19 protein-coding genes (1 of these 19 only partly in view) are annotated in these 16975 nt (G+C 68.1%); 6 read left to right on the top strand and 13 right to left on the bottom strand.

The features are described 5' to 3' along the window. Positions 1-152 precede the first annotated feature (152 nt). The 4 genes from A37E_RS0105810 to meaB form a co-directional block, all read right to left on the bottom strand. A complete protein-coding gene (locus A37E_RS0105810) occupies positions 153-968 on the bottom strand; it encodes a TIGR02186 family protein (protein ID WP_038192678.1) in 816 nt (271 codons plus the stop codon). After that, the gene (locus tag A37E_RS0105805; protein WP_029555745.1) at positions 965-1891 is read right to left on the bottom strand and encodes a sulfite exporter TauE/SafE family protein; all 927 of its coding nucleotides are present in this window, start codon (positions 1889-1891) and stop codon (positions 965-967) included. The genes A37E_RS0105810 and A37E_RS0105805 overlap by 4 nt, the downstream gene beginning before the upstream one ends. Before the next feature lie 68 nt (positions 1892-1959). Then, a complete protein-coding gene (locus A37E_RS25165; RefSeq protein WP_038192675.1) occupies positions 1960-2607 on the bottom strand; it encodes a hypothetical protein in 648 nt (215 codons plus the stop codon). Positions 2608-2623: 16 nt separating this feature from the next. Continuing rightward, complete coding sequence (meaB, locus tag A37E_RS0105795; RefSeq protein WP_029555743.1) at positions 2624-3610, bottom strand: methylmalonyl Co-A mutase-associated GTPase MeaB; 987 nt, start codon at positions 3608-3610, stop codon at positions 2624-2626. 92 nt (positions 3611-3702) lie between these two features. On the opposite strand from meaB, the gene A37E_RS0105790 reads away from it, so the two are divergent. Next, the gene (locus tag A37E_RS0105790; RefSeq protein ID WP_029555742.1) at positions 3703-3909 is read left to right on the top strand and encodes a CsbD family protein; all 207 of its coding nucleotides are present in this window, start codon (positions 3703-3705) and stop codon (positions 3907-3909) included. Between the two features lie 64 nt (positions 3910-3973). Here the strand turns inward: A37E_RS0105790 and folK are convergent, their stop codons facing one another. From folK to A37E_RS0105765, 5 genes are all read right to left on the bottom strand, one after another. After that, entirely contained in the window at positions 3974-4471 is a 498-nt protein-coding gene (gene folK / locus A37E_RS0105785; protein WP_029555741.1) for a 2-amino-4-hydroxy-6-hydroxymethyldihydropteridine diphosphokinase, read from the bottom strand. Further along, positions 4468-5304 (bottom strand): dihydropteroate synthase, encoded by an 837-nt coding sequence (gene folP, locus A37E_RS0105780; protein WP_029555740.1) that lies wholly within the window; start codon positions 5302-5304, stop codon positions 4468-4470. The genes folK and folP overlap by 4 nt, the downstream gene beginning before the upstream one ends. Before the next feature lie 153 nt (positions 5305-5457). Beyond that, on the bottom strand, positions 5458-6114 hold the full coding sequence (gene msrA / locus A37E_RS0105775; protein WP_029555739.1) for a peptide-methionine (S)-S-oxide reductase MsrA: 657 nt from the start codon (positions 6112-6114) through the stop codon (positions 5458-5460). A gap of 140 nt (positions 6115-6254) precedes the next feature. Further along, positions 6255-6569 (bottom strand): hypothetical protein, encoded by a 315-nt coding sequence (locus tag A37E_RS0105770; RefSeq protein ID WP_024280838.1) that lies wholly within the window; start codon positions 6567-6569, stop codon positions 6255-6257. Between the two features lie 91 nt (positions 6570-6660). After that, entirely contained in the window at positions 6661-7977 is a 1317-nt protein-coding gene (locus A37E_RS0105765; RefSeq protein ID WP_051678817.1) for an EAL domain-containing protein, read from the bottom strand. Between the two features lie 423 nt (positions 7978-8400). On the opposite strand from A37E_RS0105765, the gene ssuD (A37E_RS0105760) reads away from it, so the two are divergent. Genes ssuD (A37E_RS0105760) through A37E_RS0105745 form a run of 4 tightly spaced genes read left to right on the top strand, consistent with a single transcriptional unit; the run spans position 8401 to position 12265 of the window. Beyond that, positions 8401-9573: an FMNH2-dependent alkanesulfonate monooxygenase gene (gene ssuD / locus A37E_RS0105760; RefSeq protein WP_029555737.1), complete on the top strand. Its 1173-nt coding sequence runs from the start codon at positions 8401-8403 to the stop codon at positions 9571-9573. A 20-nt stretch (positions 9574-9593) separates the two neighbouring features. After that, positions 9594-10607: an ABC transporter substrate-binding protein gene (locus tag A37E_RS0105755; protein ID WP_029555736.1), complete on the top strand. Its 1014-nt coding sequence runs from the start codon at positions 9594-9596 to the stop codon at positions 10605-10607. 10 nt (positions 10608-10617) lie between these two features. After that, complete coding sequence (locus A37E_RS0105750; RefSeq protein WP_029555735.1) at positions 10618-11439, top strand: ATP-binding cassette domain-containing protein; 822 nt, start codon at positions 10618-10620, stop codon at positions 11437-11439. Then, entirely contained in the window at positions 11432-12265 is an 834-nt protein-coding gene (locus tag A37E_RS0105745) for an ABC transporter permease (protein WP_029555734.1), read from the top strand. Before A37E_RS0105750 ends, A37E_RS0105745 begins: the two co-directional genes overlap by 8 nt. 68 nt (positions 12266-12333) lie before the next feature. On the opposite strand, the gene A37E_RS0105740 is transcribed toward A37E_RS0105745, so the two are convergent. Genes A37E_RS0105740 through A37E_RS0105725 form a run of 4 tightly spaced genes read right to left on the bottom strand, consistent with a single transcriptional unit; the run spans position 12334 to position 15589 of the window. Next, positions 12334-13149, bottom strand: a complete 816-nt coding sequence (locus A37E_RS0105740) for an ATP-binding cassette domain-containing protein (RefSeq protein ID WP_029555733.1) — start codon at positions 13147-13149, stop codon at positions 12334-12336. Then, positions 13149-14030, bottom strand: a complete 882-nt coding sequence (gene ssuC / locus A37E_RS0105735) for an aliphatic sulfonate ABC transporter permease SsuC (protein WP_081837470.1) — start codon at positions 14028-14030, stop codon at positions 13149-13151. The genes A37E_RS0105740 and ssuC overlap by 1 nt, the downstream gene beginning before the upstream one ends. 21 nt (positions 14031-14051) lie before the next feature. Next, complete coding sequence (locus tag A37E_RS0105730; protein WP_029555731.1) at positions 14052-15011, bottom strand: sulfonate ABC transporter substrate-binding protein; 960 nt, start codon at positions 15009-15011, stop codon at positions 14052-14054. Between the two features lie 23 nt (positions 15012-15034). Beyond that, positions 15035-15589, bottom strand: coding sequence for a flavin reductase family protein (locus tag A37E_RS0105725; RefSeq protein ID WP_029555730.1), 555 nt, complete (start codon positions 15587-15589; stop codon positions 15035-15037). 222 nt (positions 15590-15811) lie between these two features. Between A37E_RS0105725 and ssuD (A37E_RS0105720) the strand changes: the two genes are divergently transcribed. Next, positions 15812-16975, top strand: partial view of an FMNH2-dependent alkanesulfonate monooxygenase gene (gene ssuD / locus A37E_RS0105720; RefSeq protein ID WP_051678816.1) — the 5' portion only. Its footprint extends 48 nt past the window's final position; only the first 1164 of its 1212 coding nucleotides appear in the window; its start codon is at positions 15812-15814; its stop codon lies off the right edge, out of view.

Below are 16975 nucleotides of genomic sequence, written 5' to 3'. Positions count from 1 at the left end.
ACTATCCCTGCCCCTGTGTGGACGGGGATCAAAGCAGGTTCAAGGAAAAAATGTTCGAACAGCTCTAAATTTCGGGGCTGGTACTCGCATCCGTCTGTTGATCTTCGTTCCGGTTGCATACCAAATCACATCCGACGGCCGCTCTTCACAGCTCATTCCTTGCGGAACAATATGTTGGCGATGAAGCCGACAACCAGACTGCCTAGGGCCACGGCCAGTCCATATAGCAGCGCATCGTTGAGGGCGAACTCTGCTACACGTTGCTCGAAGCCGATCTTCCGCACGTCGAAATGGGCCTGTTCCGTCGCGGAAATCAGCCCGTTTCGCAGCAGCTTGACCTCGATCTGGTACTGACCGATGGGCGCTGCACCGGGGATGCGGACCTCGGCGCGAAACACGCGGGGCGCGAGGAAGGTGACGCCCTTCGGGTTTTCCTCATAAAGCCCCTGCGCCGATTGCAGGCGGAGGAAGGCGGCCCGGAACGGATCGGTGGGCACCACGTCGGCGAAGTCGCTGCCGACCCGCTGGACGAAGATGTTGCGGGAGAGGCCGATCTGTTCCCGGCGCAGGATCGTGAGGCTTGCCATTTCGTCCGTTGGACGGTTTGACAGCACAGTGAGAAAGGCCGGCACGCCGATGAAGGTGCGGCTGTCGGTGTTCACCCACAGGCCGAGCACCTGGGCCTTGCGCCAGGTGGTGAAATCCTCAGCCGGCCCGCGCACCGTGACGACCACGTCGGGCGCATCGTCAAGCGGGGCGCCATCGGTGGTCTCGGCAACGCCGAACACGACGAGCTCGGCACCGGAGAAGCTGGAGGAGATGCTCACCATCTGCTGCGACACCGACAGCACCAGCCGGTCCGCACGCGCCGGCGAGGTGATCACGCCAGCAATCAACGCCAGGGAGAGGATCGCGAACCGGGCGAGCCATGCCCGTCCCGCTCCGGAGCGGCGGCGGACGGGGCTCATCGGATCGTCTCCACCACGGTGACGGCGAAGGTATCGGCCGGCGCGGTCACCAGTTCGGCGCCCACCCGCACCGCCACCGACAGCACCAGAAGTCCGAGCAGCAGCCGCAGGTTCTCCGCCTTCAGCGTCTGTCCGGTGCGGGCTCCGAACTGGGCGCCGACGGTGCCGCCGATCATCATCACCAGCGCCAGCACGGCATCCACCGTGCCGTTGGCGACCGCGTGCAGCACGGTTGCGGCCGCCATGGTGACGAGCGTCAGCACCAGCGAGGTGCCCACCGAAGTCTGGGTGGGGACCCGCAGCAGGTAGATCAGCGCGGGCACCAGGATGAAGCCGCCGCCGACGCCCAGCACCGCGCCGAGCAGGCCGATGACATAGCCGATGGCGATCACCGGCAGGGCCGAGATGTAGATGCGCGAGCGACGGAAGCGCATCTTGAAGGGCAGGCGCATGAACAGGGGGCGTGTGCCGGGGCGGCGCACCGGCCGCGGCGCACCGGATCGTTCCCGCAGGATGGCGCGCACGCTCTCCACCAGCATCAGGGATCCGATGGCGCCCAGCAGCAGCATGTAGGAAAGGCGGATGGCGAGGTCCACCTGCCCGATGGAGCGCAGCCAGAGGAAGAGCAGAACGCCCGACAGGGTGCCCACGAGGCCGCCGGAGAGCAGCACCCCGGCCAGCGTCGTATCCACCATGCCCTTGCGCCAGTAGGACAGGGCTCCAGAGAGGGACGAGGCCGCCATGTAGGGCGAGACGCTGGCCACGGCCACCGCCGGGGGAACGCCGGTGAAGATGAGCAGGGGCGTCATCAGGAAGCCGCCGCCCACCCCGAACATGCCGGAGATGAAGCCTACCGCGAGGCCCATCGCGAGGATCGAGAAGATGGCGACGGGCAGCTCGGCGATGGGCAGATAGATCGTCACGGGCCGGCTTTCGGTACGCGGGGATGGGCGAGCCTATAGCGGTTCATGCCCGAAGGCGAAAGCTGTAGCTATTCCATCGACTTAAAGGCGTCAGAGCGGACGGCGGCGGAGGGGCGCCGGGCCTGGGCGGCGAGGGCGAGGACAATCTGCGACAGGCCGCGCCCCATCCGTGCCCGCGAGACGCCGGCTGGCCGGCCCTCGTGCCGCGGCAGGTGAACGAACAGCACCGGCCGCGGGCGCCCGCTCTGCCGCCCAGCCCAGGCGAGGGCGTGGAAATAGCTGGCGTTGCACAGATATCGCCCGGCATCCTGCGAGGGGGCAGCAGGGATGCCGGTCCGGCGTAGGGCATTCGCCAACGGCCCGGCCGGGACGCAGGCGCGGAGGAGGGGCGGTCCGTCAGCCGCGAGATGGCGCGCCGGGGGATGCCGCCGGGCGGCATCGGGCGCGGCGCGCGTGGCGTTGACCGCCCGCATCTCGATGGAGACGCGGCTCCGTCGGGCTGCAACGCCGAGGAGCAGCACCGCGTCCGGATCGAACGCCGCGAGGCGCGCATCGAGCCGCGCCAGCGCGTCCCAGCGGGTGGGCAGGATTTCCAGCGCGATCTGGATACCGCAGAGGGCAGGGCGGCGCAGGCGCAGGAGGTCCGACGCGAGCTGCTGCGAGGGGTTCACCGCCACGCCCGGAAACGGGCCGAAGGCGCAGATGAGGATGCGCATCGGCCTGTTCACGGCCTTACAGCCCGATCAGCCCGGCGATTTCGGCCGCGGCGAGGGCCGGGGAGAGGGCACCCTCGGCGACCTCCCGCTCCAGCGCCGGCAGCCGGGCCTTTACGCCGGGATCGTGGGCGACCTTCTCGGCCAGGCGCTCGTTCAGCAGCGTCCACATCCAGCGCACCTGCTGGGCGCGGCGGGTGGCGGCGAAGGTGCCGGCCGCCTCGCATTTCTGCCGGTGCAGGACGACCTGCTCCCAAACGCCTGGAATCCCGTCCCCGGTCAGCGCGGAATAGGTGAGCACCGGCGGCGACCAGTGCGCCTCCCGCGCCCCGAGGAGGTGCAGCGCGGCGCGATATTCGCCGGCCGCCGCCCGGGCGCGGGGAATGTTGTCGCCATCGGCCTTGTTCACGGCCACGATGTCGGCGAGTTCCAGCACGCCCTTCTTGATGCCCTGCAGCTCGTCGCCCGCGCCGGGCAGCATGAGCACGAGAAACGTGTCGGTGAGATCGGCCACCGCCGTTTCCGACTGGCCGACGCCCACCGTTTCCACCAGCACCACGTCGAAGCCGGCGGCCTCGCACAAAAGCATGGTCTCGCGCGTCTTGGCCGCGATGCCGCCCAGCGTGCCGCCGGACGGGGAGGGGCGGATGAAGGCGGCGGGGTCCACCGAAAGGCGGGCCATGCGCGTCTTGTCGCCGAGGATGGAGCCGCCGGTGCGGGTGGAGGAGGGGTCCACCGCCAGCACCGCCACCCTGTGGCCCAGCCCTGTCAGATAGGTGCCGAGCGCGTCGATGGTGGTGGATTTGCCGACCCCCGGCACGCCGGTGATGCCAATGCGATAAGCGTTGCCGGTCTTCGGCAGCAGCGACTGGAGGAGGGCCTGGGCGCGGCGGCGGTGGTCCGCGCGACGGGATTCCACAAGTGTGATGGCCCGCGCCAGCGCGGCCCTCTCTCCCCTCGCGACGCCTGCGGCCAGCTTCTCGTCGTCGTACACCGCGGCGCTCATCGATCTTCCCCTATTACGCAAAACTTAGCGGAACTCTCGGCCGAGCGTGAACGTTGTTGTCGCATATTTCCACTGCTACGGAGGACGAGCCGATGAATTGGGATCGTGTTGAAGGCAACTGGAAGCAGTTCACGGGCAATCTGAAGGCCCAGTGGGGCAAGCTCACCGACGACGACCTCACCGAGATCAACGGGAACCGCGAGGTTCTCGAAGGCAAGCTGCAGGAACGCTACGGCTATGCGAAGGACGAGGTGAAGCGCCAGGTCGATACCTGGTCCACCAACATCCGGACCATGTGAGCCGAACGCTCCTGCAAGGACGGGCCTCGCGCCCCGGCCCCGCGTCTCTCGGCGCGGGGCATTTTCATGTATGGGACGCGCTGTCTTCGTGACGCGTGATGCCGCTCTGGTCCAGCTTTGCCAGCGCCTCCGATGTGCGCACGCCGCCGACCACGATGTCGGGCGCGATCTCGGTGAGCGGCACGAGCGCGAAGGCCCGTTCCATGAGGCGGGGATGGGGGATTTCGAGATCCTCCTCCCGCACGGTCTCATCCCCGAACAGCAGAATATCGATATCGATGCGGCGCGGGCCGAAGCGTACCTCGTTGGGCCGGTCACGCCCCAGCATGCGCTCGACTTCAAGGCCCAGCGCTAGAAGGCTTTTCGGCCCGATGGGGCTGTCCACCTCCACCACCTGGTTCAGATAGGGCCCCTGTGGCACTGGCCCCCAGGGCGGTGTCTCGTAATAGGAGGAGCTGCGGCGCAGGGTGAGGCCGGCGCGGCACAGGGTGGCCAGCGCCTGCGCCATGGTCTGCGCGCGATCGCCGACGTTGGAGCCAAGGCAGAGATAGGCAACGGTCATGATGCGTCCCGGATCGCCTCGGCGACACGGGCCGCCTGCACATGGGCCGCCACGTCGTGGACCCGGATGATCTCCACCCCATCCATGATGGCGATGACGTTGGAGGCGATGGTGCCGGGCACCCGCTCCTGCGGCGTCGTCTGGATCACTTTGCCGATCAGGGACTTGCGCGAGGTGCCGAGGAGGATCGGCAGGCCCAGCACACGCAGCTCCGGCAGGCGGCGGATGGCGGCGAGGTTCTGCGGGAAGCTCTTGCCGAAGCCGATGCCGGGGTCGAGCACGAGCTTTTCCCGCTTCACGCCGGCGCGGTCGGCGATTTCCAGCACCCGCTCGAAGAAGCCCAGCATCTCGGAAACGATATCGAGGGATTCATCTACCTCGGCGCGATTGTGCATCACGACCGCCGCGGCATCGTAATCGGCCACCACTTTGGCCATGTCGGGATCGTGGGTGAAGCCCCACACGTCGTTGACGATGCTGGCTCCGGCTTCCAGCGCGCGGCGGGCCACCTCGGCCTTGTAGGTGTCCACCGAGACCGGCACACCCATCTCCGCCACAAGGGCGGGAATGACGGGGGCGATGCGCGCCCACTCGTCCTCCGCCGCAACCGGAGTATGGCCCGGCCGCGTCGATTCGCCGCCCACGTCGAGGATTTCAGCTCCTTCGGCGACGAGACGCCGGGCATTGGCCAGAGCGTCGTCGGGCGCAGCGCTGCGGCCGCCGTCCGAGAAGGAATCGGGCGTCACATTGAGGATGCCCATGATGAGGGTGCGCGGCCCAAGGTGCAGGGCGTGGCCGCGCGCGAGGAGGGTACGGGAAGGAGCAGCGGGCATGATGGGGACCAGATGAGAGGCGCCCACTCAAGCCCGCCGCGTGTCGATTTGGCAAGGCGGCGCATCAGCGCCGCCAAAACCGTCGATACCCGGCGCATCAGCGCCGCCAGACCCCGTCAAGGTCAGGGGCGTCAGCGCAGCTTCGCGTTTGCCCTACTGCGCGGCGACGCCGGTGCCGATGGGGCAGGAGACGCCGGTGCCACCGAGCCCGCAATAGCCGTTGGGGTTCTTCGCCAGATACTGCTGGTGATAGCCCTCGGCGAAATAGAACGGTCCGAGATCGACAATCTCCGTGGTGATGGCGGGGAAGCCCCGCGCCTTCAGCGCCGGCTCGTAGGCCGCCTTCACCGCCTCCGCCTCGGCGCGCTGCTCCGGCCCGGCGACATAGATCCCCGAACGGTACTGCGTTCCGACGTCATTGCCCTGCCGCATCCCCTGTGTGGGGTCGTGGCTCTCGAAGAACAGCTTGACCAGTTCGGCGTAGGACACCACGGCCGGATCATAGACCACCAGCACAGCCTCGGTATGGCCGGTGCGGCCGGAGCAGACCTCCTCATAGGTCGGGTTCGGCGTATGGCCGGCGACATAGCCGACCGCCGTCGCCCACACGCCGTCCTGCTGCCAGAACTTGCGCTCGGCGCCCCAGAAGCAGCCGAGGGCGAACACGGCGGTCTCGAAGCCCTTCGGATAGGGCCCCTGCAAGGCGTGGCCGTTGACGTAATGAACTTCGGCGGTGGGGATGGCAGCGGCGCGGCCGGGCAGGGCCTCGGCGGCGGTGGGCAGGTCGAGGGACTTCTTCTGCCAGAACATGGCGGGCTCCTCGTCTCGCAACCGGAGGGCATCGGACCCTGCGGTCACGGCATGGTGTTGGATGGGGCAGGGGGAAAAACCCCGCTGGATCCCCAATATGGGGATGCGGCCGTGCTTGCGCGAGGGGAGGGGTTGGCAGATCAGCCGATCTCGAAGCGCGAGCGCTCGCGCACCCGGCCGAGGCCCATCAGGATCAGCCCGATCAGCAGGAGAAGCGCGAAGGCCGGCATGGAGAGGAGCGGGAGCAGAACCGTGTTCCACACCGCCGGCATCCCGGCCTTGGCCGAGGTCTCCGCCCGCTCCAGGCTGCCCGGCGCCAAGGCGAACCAGGCATCTCCGGCTGAGGTGAAGACGAGGCCGGAGGCCGCAATGGAGCGCGTGCCATCCACGATGAGCGCGACGAAGCCGCCGGCAAGCAGCCAGAATCCGGTGAAGCGGAGCAGGAAACGGATCATGGGGCGGCGCGCGGCTCCTTGCAGCGAAGGCTCAACGGCACCCATTTAGGCAGGATCGCGGGCAAATGCACCCCGGTACGTCGGCCCGCGCCTACCGCTTGTGGGGCGCGTCGCCACCATCCGCGCTCCCGGCGGGCGCGTCCGGTGCGGATGCGATGAGCGCGTCGAAGCGGTCGATGTCCATGGGGCGGCCGAACAGATAGCCCTGGAACACCTGACACCCGGCCTCCACCAGGCATCTGAACTGCTCCTGCGTCTCGACGCCTTCGGCGACGGACACGAGCGAGAGCGTATCGGCGAGGGAAATCATGGCCTCCACGATGTGGAGGCTGGATTCGTCGGCCGGCAGGCCGCGCACGAACGACTGATCGAGCTTGATCTGGGCGAAGGGAAACCGGCTGAGGGCCTGAAGCGACGAGTAGCCCGCGCCCAAATCATCCAGCGCCCAGACGAGGCCGATGTCGCACAGGGCCTGCATCCGGGCGGCCATGTCGGGCATGTTCTCGGCCAGCATGCTCTCCGTCAGCTCCAGCTTCAGCCGCGACACGTCGCAGCCGCTCCGCGTCACGATGTCGGTGACGTTGCGGACGAAGTCGGGCTGGAGGAACTGGGCGACGCTGATGTTGACCGACAGCGTCAGATGCGCGGTGCCGGGCTGCGCGTTCCACTGGGCGAGTTGCGCGCAGGCGGCGCGCAACACCCAGTCCCCGATGGGAACGATCTGGCCGGTTTCCTCCGCCAGCGGAATGAACTGGCTGGGCGGAACGTCGCCGCGCTGGGGACTGTGCCAGCGAACGAGCGCCTCCGCGCCCACCAAACGGCCACTGTGATCCACCTGCGGCTGGTAGGCGAGGCGGAACTCGGCTCCCGCGATGGCCCGGCGCAGGTCGTGTTCCCAGCCGCGACGGTCGGAGAGATCGGCGTGCATCAATCCGAGGGTGAAGACCAGGGCCGCGAGGGCCGACACGGTATTCACCCACGCCGCCACGAGCGCCGCCTCGGCCGGGACGATGAGAGCTGGGTCGCTGATCGCCAACGGCAGGAGGCTGAAGGCGACAAAGGCCAGGAGGTAGAAGGCCGGAAGGACAAGCCGCAGATAGAGGTTGTCGCGCTGGAACACGAAATAGCTGCCGGTGGCGATGGGCAGGAAATACAGGAGCGTGGCCTTCGGCAGGCCGGCTGGAGGATTATCGAACAGGCATGACGCGGCGACCGCCAGAAGGGCCAAGTGGGCGGCGAGGATCGTCGCGAGACGCAGCCGCCCCCGTCGCAACAGGACCAGCAGGCATGCCCCGAAGGCGGCCATGGCGAGATTGATTCCGGCCAGAAGCGGCCGGTCGATCGCCATCAGGGCAACGAACCAGAGGCAGCCGAAGCCCATCAGCAGGAAGGCTTCGAGCAGCGTCATCGCGCGCACGCGCCGACTGTGACTTTCATCCCAGGAAGGGTGTGCCATCAGACTGCCGATCCGTTCCGGTCGTCCAACCTCGCGCATTGGTTACGACACTGGGGCCGGGTTCGGCGAGCCGCGCCCTCCTTGCCGGGGGCCGTGCGCACCGTGGCCAAGACGGTCCTTAGGATGCCTTGGCGTATGGTCATTCCCTAAAGTTGTACCGTGTGTTGGTCAAGAGAGCTGGAGCGGAACCTTGAGGATCGGCGTGTGCGCATGGCTTTCGCTCGCGTGGCTTTCCGCGTCGTGATGGTGGCCTGCCACGCGGCGGTGTTTCGACCGTCCAAATCACATCGAATGATCGATGAATGAATTAAAACAAATTCTATTGACTTTATATTTTAAAGCCCGCTTCCTTGATGGGGAATAACGGAGTTCCCCATGAGCGCGTCCCAGTCTCCCGCCGCCCCTCCGGACCTGTTCTGGTTCATCCCGACCCATGGAGACGGCTCCTATCTCGGCTCGGAGACGCAGCAGCGGCCGCCGGAATTCGCCTATTTCCGCGAGGTCGCGCAGGCGGTGGACCGGCTGGGCTTCAAGGGCGTGTTGCTGCCCACCGGCCAGAGTTGCGAGGATAGCTGGATCACCGCCGCGGGTCTCGCCACCGCCACCGAGCGCCTGAAATTCCTCGTGGCGCTGCGTCCGGGCGTCACCTCGCCGGCCTTCGCCGCGCGGCAGGCGGCGGCGCTCGATCGGCTCAGCGACGGCCGGCTGCTGTTGAACGTGGTGGTCGGCGGCCATCCCGCCGAACTCGGCGCCGACGGCATCTTTCTGGAGCATGACGAACGCTATGCTCAGGCGGACGAGTTCCTGACGATCTGGCGGGATCTCGTGGCCGGCAGGACGGTGGATTTCGAGGGCAAGTATTATCGCGTCGCCCACGGACGGCTCGATTTCCCGGTGGTGCAGAAGCCGCACCCGCCTCTGTGGTTCGGAGGCTCTTCCGAGGCCGGCCACGAGGTCGCGGCCGAGCATGTCACCACTTATCTCTCCTGGGGCGAGCCGCCCCACATCCTGAAGGACAAGCTCGCCGACGTTCAGGCCCGTGCCGCGAAGCGCGGGCGCAAGTTGAAATTCGGCCTGCGCATCCACTTCATCGTGCGCGAGACCGAGGCAGAGGCCTGGGCCGCCGCCGACAGGCTCATCTCCCGCGTCTCCGACGCGCAGATCGAGAACGCGCAGAAGCGCTTCAAGGTGGAGATGGATTCCGTCGGCCAGGCGCGCATGGCGGCGCTCCAGCCGGGCGACCGCAACAAGCTGGAGATCGCGCCGAACCTGTGGGCCGGCATCGGCCTCGTGCGTCGCGGTGCCGGCACCGCGCTGGTGGGCGATCCCAAAAGCGTCGCCGCCCGCATCCGCGAGTATCAGGAGATCGGCATCGAGACCTTCATCGGCTCGGGATACCCGCATCTGGAAGAGGCCTACCGGGTGGCGGAGCTGCTGTTCCCCGAACTCGGCATCGACGGCCGCCGCCGCAAGGTTTCCGACAACATCGTCAACGAATTCGCCGTGGGCTCCCACAGCGCAGAGCGGCGCCTCGCCGCCGTTTCCTGAGCATTCGAGAGGTCTTCGAGATGAAAACCCGTCGCACCGTCCTCGGTCTTGCCGCCGCTCTCGCCCTTGCGCCGGCGCTGGCTGCCGCGCCCGCCCAGGCGGAGGGCGTGCTGCGGATCGCCCAGCAGTTCGGCACCCTCTACACGCCCTTCCACGTGATGAAGGAGAAGGGCCTCGTCGAGCAGCACGGCAAGGCGCTGGGCATCGACATCAAGGTGGAGTGGATCCAGCTTTCTGGCGGCTCTGCGGTGAACGATGCGCTGCTCGCCGGCAATATCGACATCGCCTCCGCCGGCATCGGCCCCTTCCTCACTCTGTGGGACAAGACGCGCGGCTCCTCCAACGCGGTGAAGATCGTCGGCGCCTTCGGGGCGCAGCCCAACTATCTGCTCACCAACAATCCCAACGTGAAAACCATCAAGGACTTCACGGAGAAGGACAAGATCGCCATGCCGGTGGCCGGCGTGTCGGTTCAGGCGCGCATCCTTCAGCTCGCCGCCGAGCAGACCTTCGGGCCGGGCAATGCGAAGAAACTCGACGCGCTGATGGTGACGCTGCCCCATCCGGACGCCACGGCGGCCCTCCTCTCCGGCTCCACCGAGATAACAGGCTATCTCTCCAATGCGCCGTTTCAGAACCACGCGCTGAAGGACCCGAAGATCCACAAGGTGTTCTCCTCCTACGACATCTTCGGCGGCCCGGTGACGCCCACCGTGGCCTATGCCACCGTCAAGTTCCGGCAGGAGAATCCGAAGACCTACAAGGCCTTCCTCGAAGCCTTCGAGGAAGCGACCAAATGGGTGGAGCAGAACAAGAAAGAGGCGGCGGACATCTATGTGAAGGTCGAGAAATCCAAGCTCGATCCCGCCTTCGTCGCCGAGGTGCTGAGCGATCCGGACACGCAATACACGCTCGTTCCCCTGGGCACGCTGAAGTTCGCGGATTTCATGAACCGCATCGGGGCCATCAAGGCGAAGCCGACGAGCTTCAAGGACTTCACCTTCGAGGACCTGCACTCCGCGTCGGGCAGCTGAGGGGGAAGCGATGACCATTCACGCCCCCGTTTCCGCCGCCGTGCCTCCCGTCGTCCACACCGCGCCGCCCGTGCTGGAGGCGTGTGGCCTGACGCTCGACTATGTCGGGCAGGCCGGCCGCCACCGGGCGGTGGAGGATGTGAGCTTCACTGTCCACGCGCGTGAGCGTCTTGTGCTGCTCGGCCCCTCGGGCTGCGGCAAGTCCTCCATCCTCAAGGCGCTGGCTGGATTCCTGAAGCCCGCCGCCGGCACGGTGAGCCTGCGCGGCAAGGCGGTGACCGGGCCGGGGCCGGATCGCCTCGTGGTGTTCCAGGAATTCGACCAGCTGCTGCCGTGGAAGAGCATCACGGACAACGTGGCCTTCCCGCTGCGCGTCGCCCGCAAGGTGCCACTGAAGGAAGCCCGCGAGCGGGCGCGGGCGGCCCTCGCCAAGGTGGGCCTCGCGCGCGCGTTCGATGCTTATCCGCACACCCTTTCCGGCGGCATGAAGCAGCGTGCCGCCATCGCCCGGGCGCTCGCCGCCGAGCCGGACGTGCTGCTGATGGACGAGCCTTTCGCGGCGCTCGATGCGCTCACCCGGCGCACGCTTCAGGAAGATCTGTTGCGGCTTGCGGAGGAACAGGGCTTCACGCTCGTGTTCGTCACCCACGCCATCGACGAGGCGGTGCTCATCGGCACGCGGCTGCATCTGCTGGCCGCCCATCCCGGCCGCACCATCGCCAGCTTCGACACCTCCGGCCTCGGCCTTGCCGAGCGGGGCTCGCCGGCCTTCGAGGGCGTGGTGCGGGACGTGAGCGACCTTCTCTTCGCCGATGGAGCCCGCCATGACTGACGTTTCCCTGTCCGGCGCGCCGGGCGCCGCCACGCGCCGGATCTTCTCGCCCGCCGGGCTGTGGCGCTTCACCTTGGTGCGCCGGCTGGTGGTGCTCGCCGGCCTCGCCGTGCTGTGGCAGGTGGCGGCGACATGGCAGAACAGTCCGCTGCTCTTTCCCACCTTCACCGACACCATCTCGGCGTTGGTGGAGGCGCTGCGCCATGAGGATCTGTTCCCCGCCTCGGTCGCCTCGCTCACGGTGCTGGTGAAGGGCTATGTGCTGGCGCTGGCCCTCGCGCTGGTGTTCGTCTCGGTGGCCATCGCGGTGCCCTTCGTGAAGGAGGTGCTGCTGACCCTGACCGCCATGTTCAACCCGCTGCCGGCCATCGCCCTCCTGCCCCTCGCCATGATGTGGCTCGGGCTCGGCGAGGCGAGCCTGCTGCTGGTGATGGTGCATGCGGTGCTCTGGCCGTTCGCGCTGGCGGCGCTGACCGGCTTTGAGCAGGTGCCGGAGACGCAGCGCCTCGTCGGCCGCAACTACGGGCTGAAGGGGCCGGCCTATGTGGCGCTCATCCTCGTTCCGGCGGCGCTCCCCTCGCTGCTGTCGGGCCTGAAGATCGCGTGGGCGTTTGCGTGGCGCACGCTGATCGCGGCCGAGCTGGTATTCGGCGTCTCCTCCCGCTCGGGCGGCCTCGGCTGGTTCATCTATCGCAACCGCAATGAACTGCTGACCGACCGGGTGTTCGCCGGCCTCGTCACGGTGATCCTGATTGGCCTTCTGGTTGAGGTGCTGTTCCGCCTCGTGGAGCAGCGCACGGTGCGCGCCTGGGGTCTCCAGCGCTGAGGTTGTAACGCTAAAGAAAAGGGCGCCCGGCTCATCACCGGGCGCCCTTTCTGTTTGCCGGGGGACGTTCAGACGGCGGCGAGAATGCGCCGCTGGAGGTCGAGCGCCTCGGTGGAGGCGATGCCGCTGCGCGGGCGGGGCAGGTCCACCGGCACGTCGAGGGCGATCTCGCCTTGCCGCAGCACCACCACCCGATCCGCCAGCGCCACCGCTTCGGCCACATCGTGGGTGATGAGCACCACAGTGAAGCCGTGCTCGGTCCAGATGCGCTCGGTGAGGCGGTGCATCTCGGTGCGGGTCAAGGCATCAAGGGCGCCGAAGGGTTCGTCCAGCAGCAGCACGCCGGGGCGCGAGACCAGGGCGCGGGCCAGCGACACGCGCTGCTTCTGCCCGCCGGACAGGACGGACGGCCAGTCCCGGCCACGATCGGCGAGGCCCACGTCGCGCAGCGCCGCATGGGCCTCTTCGCGCCAATGTGGGCCGCGCGCGATGCCCACATTGGCGAGCACCCTCTGCCACGGCGCGAGGCGCGCATCCTGGAACAGCAGGCGCACCTGCGGCATCAGGCCGGTGACGGGGCTTTCCCCCACCCGCACGGTGCCGGAGGTGGCGAGGTCGAGCCCGCAGATCAGGCGCATGAGCGTCGTCTTGCCACCACCGGAGCGGCCGACCACGGCGAGGAACTGCCCGGCCGGAACGTCCAGATCCAGCCGCCGCAGCACGGGCCGGGCGCCGAAGCTTTTGGTGACGGCGGACAGGTGGATCGACTCGCCCTTCCAGCGCGGGGCGTTCGCGCGCGGTTCGGGCGGGGCGAAAGTGGCGCGGATTTCGTCCGCACGCACCTTCGCGGCGACGTCGGCGTCTGCGGCGGCGAAGATTTCCATCAGGCCGCTCCTTCCGAACCGTTCTGATAGGCGGGATGCCACGCCAGCGCCCGCCGCTCGATGGCGCGGGTAAAGCTGTCGGCGAGCTTGCCGAGGAGGGCGTAGGCGAGCACGCCGAGCACCACCACGTCGGTCTGCAGGAATTCGCGGGCGTTCATGGTCATGTAGCCGATGCCCTCGGTGGAGGAGATGGTCTCGGCCACGATCAGCGTCAGCCACATGATGCCGAGCGCATAGCGCAGTCCCACAAGCACCGAGGGCAGCGCCCCGGGCAGCACGATGCGCCAGAACAATGCGGTGCTGGACAGGCCATAGACCCGCGCCATCTCTACCAGCCCGCGGTCCACCGTGCGGATGCCGTGGAAGGTGTTGAGATAGATGGGGAAGGCGACGCCGATGGCGACGAGGAAGATCTTCGCCTCCTCATCGATGCCGAACCACAGGATCACCAGCGGGATGATGGCGAGGTGCGGCACGTTGCGCAGCATCTGCATGGTGGAATCGAACGCGGTCTCGGCCGGCCGCACGATGCCGTTCAGCACCCCCAGCGCAAAGCCGATGGAGCCGCCGATGGCGAGGCCGATCAAGGCGCGCCGGGTGGAGACGGCGACGTTGGTCAGGAGTGAGCCGTCGCCCAGCGTCCGCCAGAAGGCGACCGCCACGTCGCTCGGCGCCGGAAGCACGCGCGAGGAGAGAAGGCCAAGGCTCGCCCCCGCCTGCCACAGGGCCAGCACCCCGAGGGGAAGCGCCCATGGCAGGAGCGCGCGGCCCAGCGCGGCGGCACGGGCGCCGGCGAGGCGGCGGATTTCCGCGGGTTCCGCGGCGAGGGATGCGGAAGCCGCCGGAAGAACGGCGGCCTCACTGTGGGCGGGCGGGCTCATGGATGGCTCCTCGCGTCCCGGTCACGACTTCGGCGCGCGTAGGGCGTCGGCGATGCGGATGGGCTTGGGGATGAGGCCGAGGGCGAGGAAGGCGTCCGCCACCTGCTGCTGTGCCGCCGCCACCTCGGGGGTGATGGGCTTCACGTCATACTGCTGGCGGGCGAGGGCGACCTCCAGGATGGGGGCGGGAATGCCGATGAGCGGCGAGAACTCCGCGGCGGCCGCCTTCGGGTTTGCCTTCACCCATGCGCCGACCTCGGCGACGCCCTTGAGCAGCACGTCCACCACCTGCGGCGCCTGGTCCGCGAAGGCGCGGGTGGAGAGATAGAACTGGTAGTTGGAGACGATGCCGGTGCCGTCGGCGAGCTGGCGCGCGTCGATGGTCTTCTCCGCCGCCGCCTGGAAGGGGTCCCAGATGGCCCAGGCATCCACCGAGCCGCGCTCGAAGGCGGCGCGGGCGTCGGCGGGGGTGAGATAGGCGGTCTTGATGTCGGAATAGGGCACGCCCGCCTTCTCCAGCGCCTTCACCAAGAGATAGTGGACGTTGGACCCCTTGTTCAGCGCCACCGTCTTGCCCTTGAGGTCGGAGACGGTCTTGAGCGGGCTGTTCTTGGGCACGAGGATGGCCTCGCCCTGCGGGGCGGCGGGCTCGTAGCCTACATAGACGAGCGGCGCGCCGGCCGCCTGGGCGAAGATGGGCGGCGCCTCGCCGGTGTTGCCGAAGTCCACCGCGCCGGCATTGAGCGCTTCCAGCAACTGCGGACCGGCGGGGAACTCGGCCCATTTCACGGAGTAGCCGAGCGGCTTCAGCAGGGGCTCCAGCAGGCCCTTGTTCTTCAGCAGGATGAGGGTGCCGTACTTCTGGTAGCCGATGCGCACCACCTTCTCCTGCGCGCGCGCAGGAGCTGCGCCGAGGGCAAGCGCCCCCGCGAGGCCGGAGGCGAGGACGGCGAAGTGTCGGCGCGTGATGCCCGTGCTCATGTCGGAGGTCCTTTGAATGGGGATCAGAGGGAGAGGCCGCGATAGCTGCCGGCCCAGTAGAGGAGGGGCTCGGCGCTCTCGGTGATGCGGGAGGCGACCACCCGGCCGATGACGATGAGATGCGAGTGCCGCTCGATGGCGTCTTCCAGCTCGCAGTCGAAGGCGGCGAGCGCGTCGGCGAGCACGGGCGCGCCGGTGGAGAGGCGGGTCCAGTCGGCGCCATCATAGCGGGCCGGCCCCTTGAGACCGCCCTTGCCGGCGAAGCGGTCCGCCACCGGCTCGTGATGCGGCCGCAGCACGTTGATGGCGAAGGCACGCTCCTTCAGCAGCGCCACGACCGAGGAGGTGGCGCGGTTCACGCAGATCAGGAGCGTCGGCGGCTCCACCGAAAGGGAGGTGACCGATGTCGCGGTGAGGCCAGTGCGCTCGTCGCCCTGGCCCACCGTGAGCACGCTCACGGCGCCGGCCAGCTTGCGCATGGCACTGCGAAAGGCGAGCGAGGCGGCGGAAAGCTCGGGAGCGGGGGCGGGAGCGATTTGGGCCGGCTGGCTCAGGGCGGCGGAGACGTGCGCGTTCATCGATCTGCCTTCTTCGAACGTGCGGGAGAACAAGGGTCATGCCCGCGTTTCAGCCCCTCGGGGCGACACGGTCCAGCGCGCCTCCGGAGGAAACCGGAGGGGGTGGATCGGAGAAAAGAATAGACAGGCAGATCAAAGCTGGTCAATAAATTCTATAAAGTTTATTGAATTAATGCCGGAGGGCGTGGCCCCGACGCTCCCGGCCCCATCCGGAGCCTGTCCATGACCCTCGCCCCGTCCTCTCCTGTCGCCGATCCGACCCTGCCTGCCGCGACCGAAGCCAACGTGCTGTGGTTCCTGCCCACCCATGGGGACGGCCACTATCTCGGCACGTCGCACAAGGCGCGCGAGGTGAGCCTCGGCTATCTCCGGCAGATCGCCCAGGCGGCGGACCAGCTCGGCTATTTCGGCGTGCTCATTCCGACCGGCCGCAGCTGCGAGGACAGCTGGATCGTGGCTTCGGCCCTTGCGGGCCTCACCGAACGCCTGCGCTTTCTGGTGGCGGTGCGCCCCGGTCTGCTCTCCCCGGCGGTGGCCGCGCGCATGACGGCGACGCTTGATCGCATCTCCGGCGGTCGCGCCCTGATCAATGTCGTCACCGGCGGCGATCCGGTGGAGAACAAGGGCGACGGCTTCTTCGCCGACCATGCGGAGCGTTACGAGATCACCGCCGAGTTCCTCGACATCTACACCCGCCTTCTCAAGGGCGAGGACGTGAACTTCGAGGGCAAGCACTTCAGGGTAGAGGGCGGCAAGCTGCTTTATCCGCCGGTCCAGCAGCCGCACCCGCCCTTGTTCTTCGGCGGCTCCTCCGCTCCGGCCCATGACGTGGCGGCGCGGCAGGTGCAGAAATATCTCACCTGGGGCGAGCCCCCGGCGCAGGTCGCGGAGAAGATCCGGGACATCCGCGCCCGCGCTGCCGCGCTCGGACGCGAGGTGACGTTCGGCGTGCGCCTCCATGTCATCGTCCGCGATACGGCGGCGCAGGCGTGGGCGGCGGCGGACGACCTGATCCGCTACGTGGACGACACCACCATCGCCGAGGCGCAGAAGGTGTTCTCGCGCATGGATTCCGAAGGCCAGCGCCGCATGAGCGCACTACATGGCGGCCGGCGCGACAGGCTGGAGGTGGCGCCCAACCTCTGGGCCGGCGTCGGCCTCGTGCGCGGCGGCGCCGGAACCGCCCTCGTGGGCGATCCGGAGACCGTGGCCGAGCGGCTCAAGGAATACATGGCGGTGGGCGTCGATACCTTCGTGCTCTCGGGCTACCCTCACCTGGAGGAGGCCTATCGCTTCGGCGAAAGCGTGCTGCCGCTGCTGCCGCGCGCAGCCGGAACCGGCGCGCCGGGCGTTGTCACCAATCATCGCGGTCCGTTCGGGGAGATC

Origin of the sequence: Xanthobacter sp. 91 (genome assembly GCF_000702385.1) — a bacterium.
GTDB classification, from domain to species: Bacteria; Pseudomonadota; Alphaproteobacteria; order Rhizobiales; family Xanthobacteraceae; genus Xanthobacter; species Xanthobacter aminoxidans.
The sequence above is the reverse complement of the archived record's forward strand: the minus strand, read 5'-3'. Positions and strand labels throughout refer to the sequence as shown.

Bases quoted from the DNA above. Each gene is read 5' to 3' on its own strand.
- msrA (WP_029555739.1), bottom strand. From the start codon at position 6,114: ATGTTCTGGCAGAAGAAGTCCCTCGACCTGCCCACCGCCGCCGAGGCC.
- A37E_RS0105755 (WP_029555736.1), top strand. From the start codon at position 9,594: ATGAAAACCCGTCGCACCGTCCTCGGTCTTGCCGCCGCTCTCGCCCTT.
- folK (WP_029555741.1), bottom strand. From the start codon at position 4,471: ATGACCGTTGCCTATCTCTGCCTTGGCTCCAACGTCGGCGATCGCGCG.
- ssuD (WP_029555737.1), top strand. From the start codon at position 8,401: ATGAGCGCGTCCCAGTCTCCCGCCGCCCCTCCGGACCTGTTCTGGTTC.
- meaB (WP_029555743.1), bottom strand. From the start codon at position 3,610: ATGAGCGCCGCGGTGTACGACGACGAGAAGCTGGCCGCAGGCGTCGCG.
- A37E_RS0105750 (WP_029555735.1), top strand. From the start codon at position 10,618: ATGACCATTCACGCCCCCGTTTCCGCCGCCGTGCCTCCCGTCGTCCAC.
- A37E_RS25165 (WP_038192675.1), bottom strand. From the start codon at position 2,607: ATGCGCATCCTCATCTGCGCCTTCGGCCCGTTTCCGGGCGTGGCGGTG.
- A37E_RS0105745 (WP_029555734.1), top strand. From the start codon at position 11,432: ATGACTGACGTTTCCCTGTCCGGCGCGCCGGGCGCCGCCACGCGCCGG.
- A37E_RS0105765 (WP_051678817.1), bottom strand. From the start codon at position 7,977: ATGACGCTGCTCGAAGCCTTCCTGCTGATGGGCTTCGGCTGCCTCTGG.
- A37E_RS0105740 (WP_029555733.1), bottom strand. From the start codon at position 13,149: ATGGAAATCTTCGCCGCCGCAGACGCCGACGTCGCCGCGAAGGTGCGT.
- A37E_RS0105770 (WP_024280838.1), bottom strand. From the start codon at position 6,569: ATGATCCGTTTCCTGCTCCGCTTCACCGGATTCTGGCTGCTTGCCGGC.
- A37E_RS0105725 (WP_029555730.1), bottom strand. From the start codon at position 15,589: ATGAACGCGCACGTCTCCGCCGCCCTGAGCCAGCCGGCCCAAATCGCT.
- ssuC (WP_081837470.1), bottom strand. From the start codon at position 14,030: ATGAGCCCGCCCGCCCACAGTGAGGCCGCCGTTCTTCCGGCGGCTTCC.
- A37E_RS0105730 (WP_029555731.1), bottom strand. From the start codon at position 15,011: ATGAGCACGGGCATCACGCGCCGACACTTCGCCGTCCTCGCCTCCGGC.
- folP (WP_029555740.1), bottom strand. From the start codon at position 5,304: ATGCCCGCTGCTCCTTCCCGTACCCTCCTCGCGCGCGGCCACGCCCTG.
- A37E_RS0105790 (WP_029555742.1), top strand. From the start codon at position 3,703: ATGAATTGGGATCGTGTTGAAGGCAACTGGAAGCAGTTCACGGGCAAT.
- A37E_RS0105810 (WP_038192678.1), bottom strand. From the start codon at position 968: ATGAGCCCCGTCCGCCGCCGCTCCGGAGCGGGACGGGCATGGCTCGCC.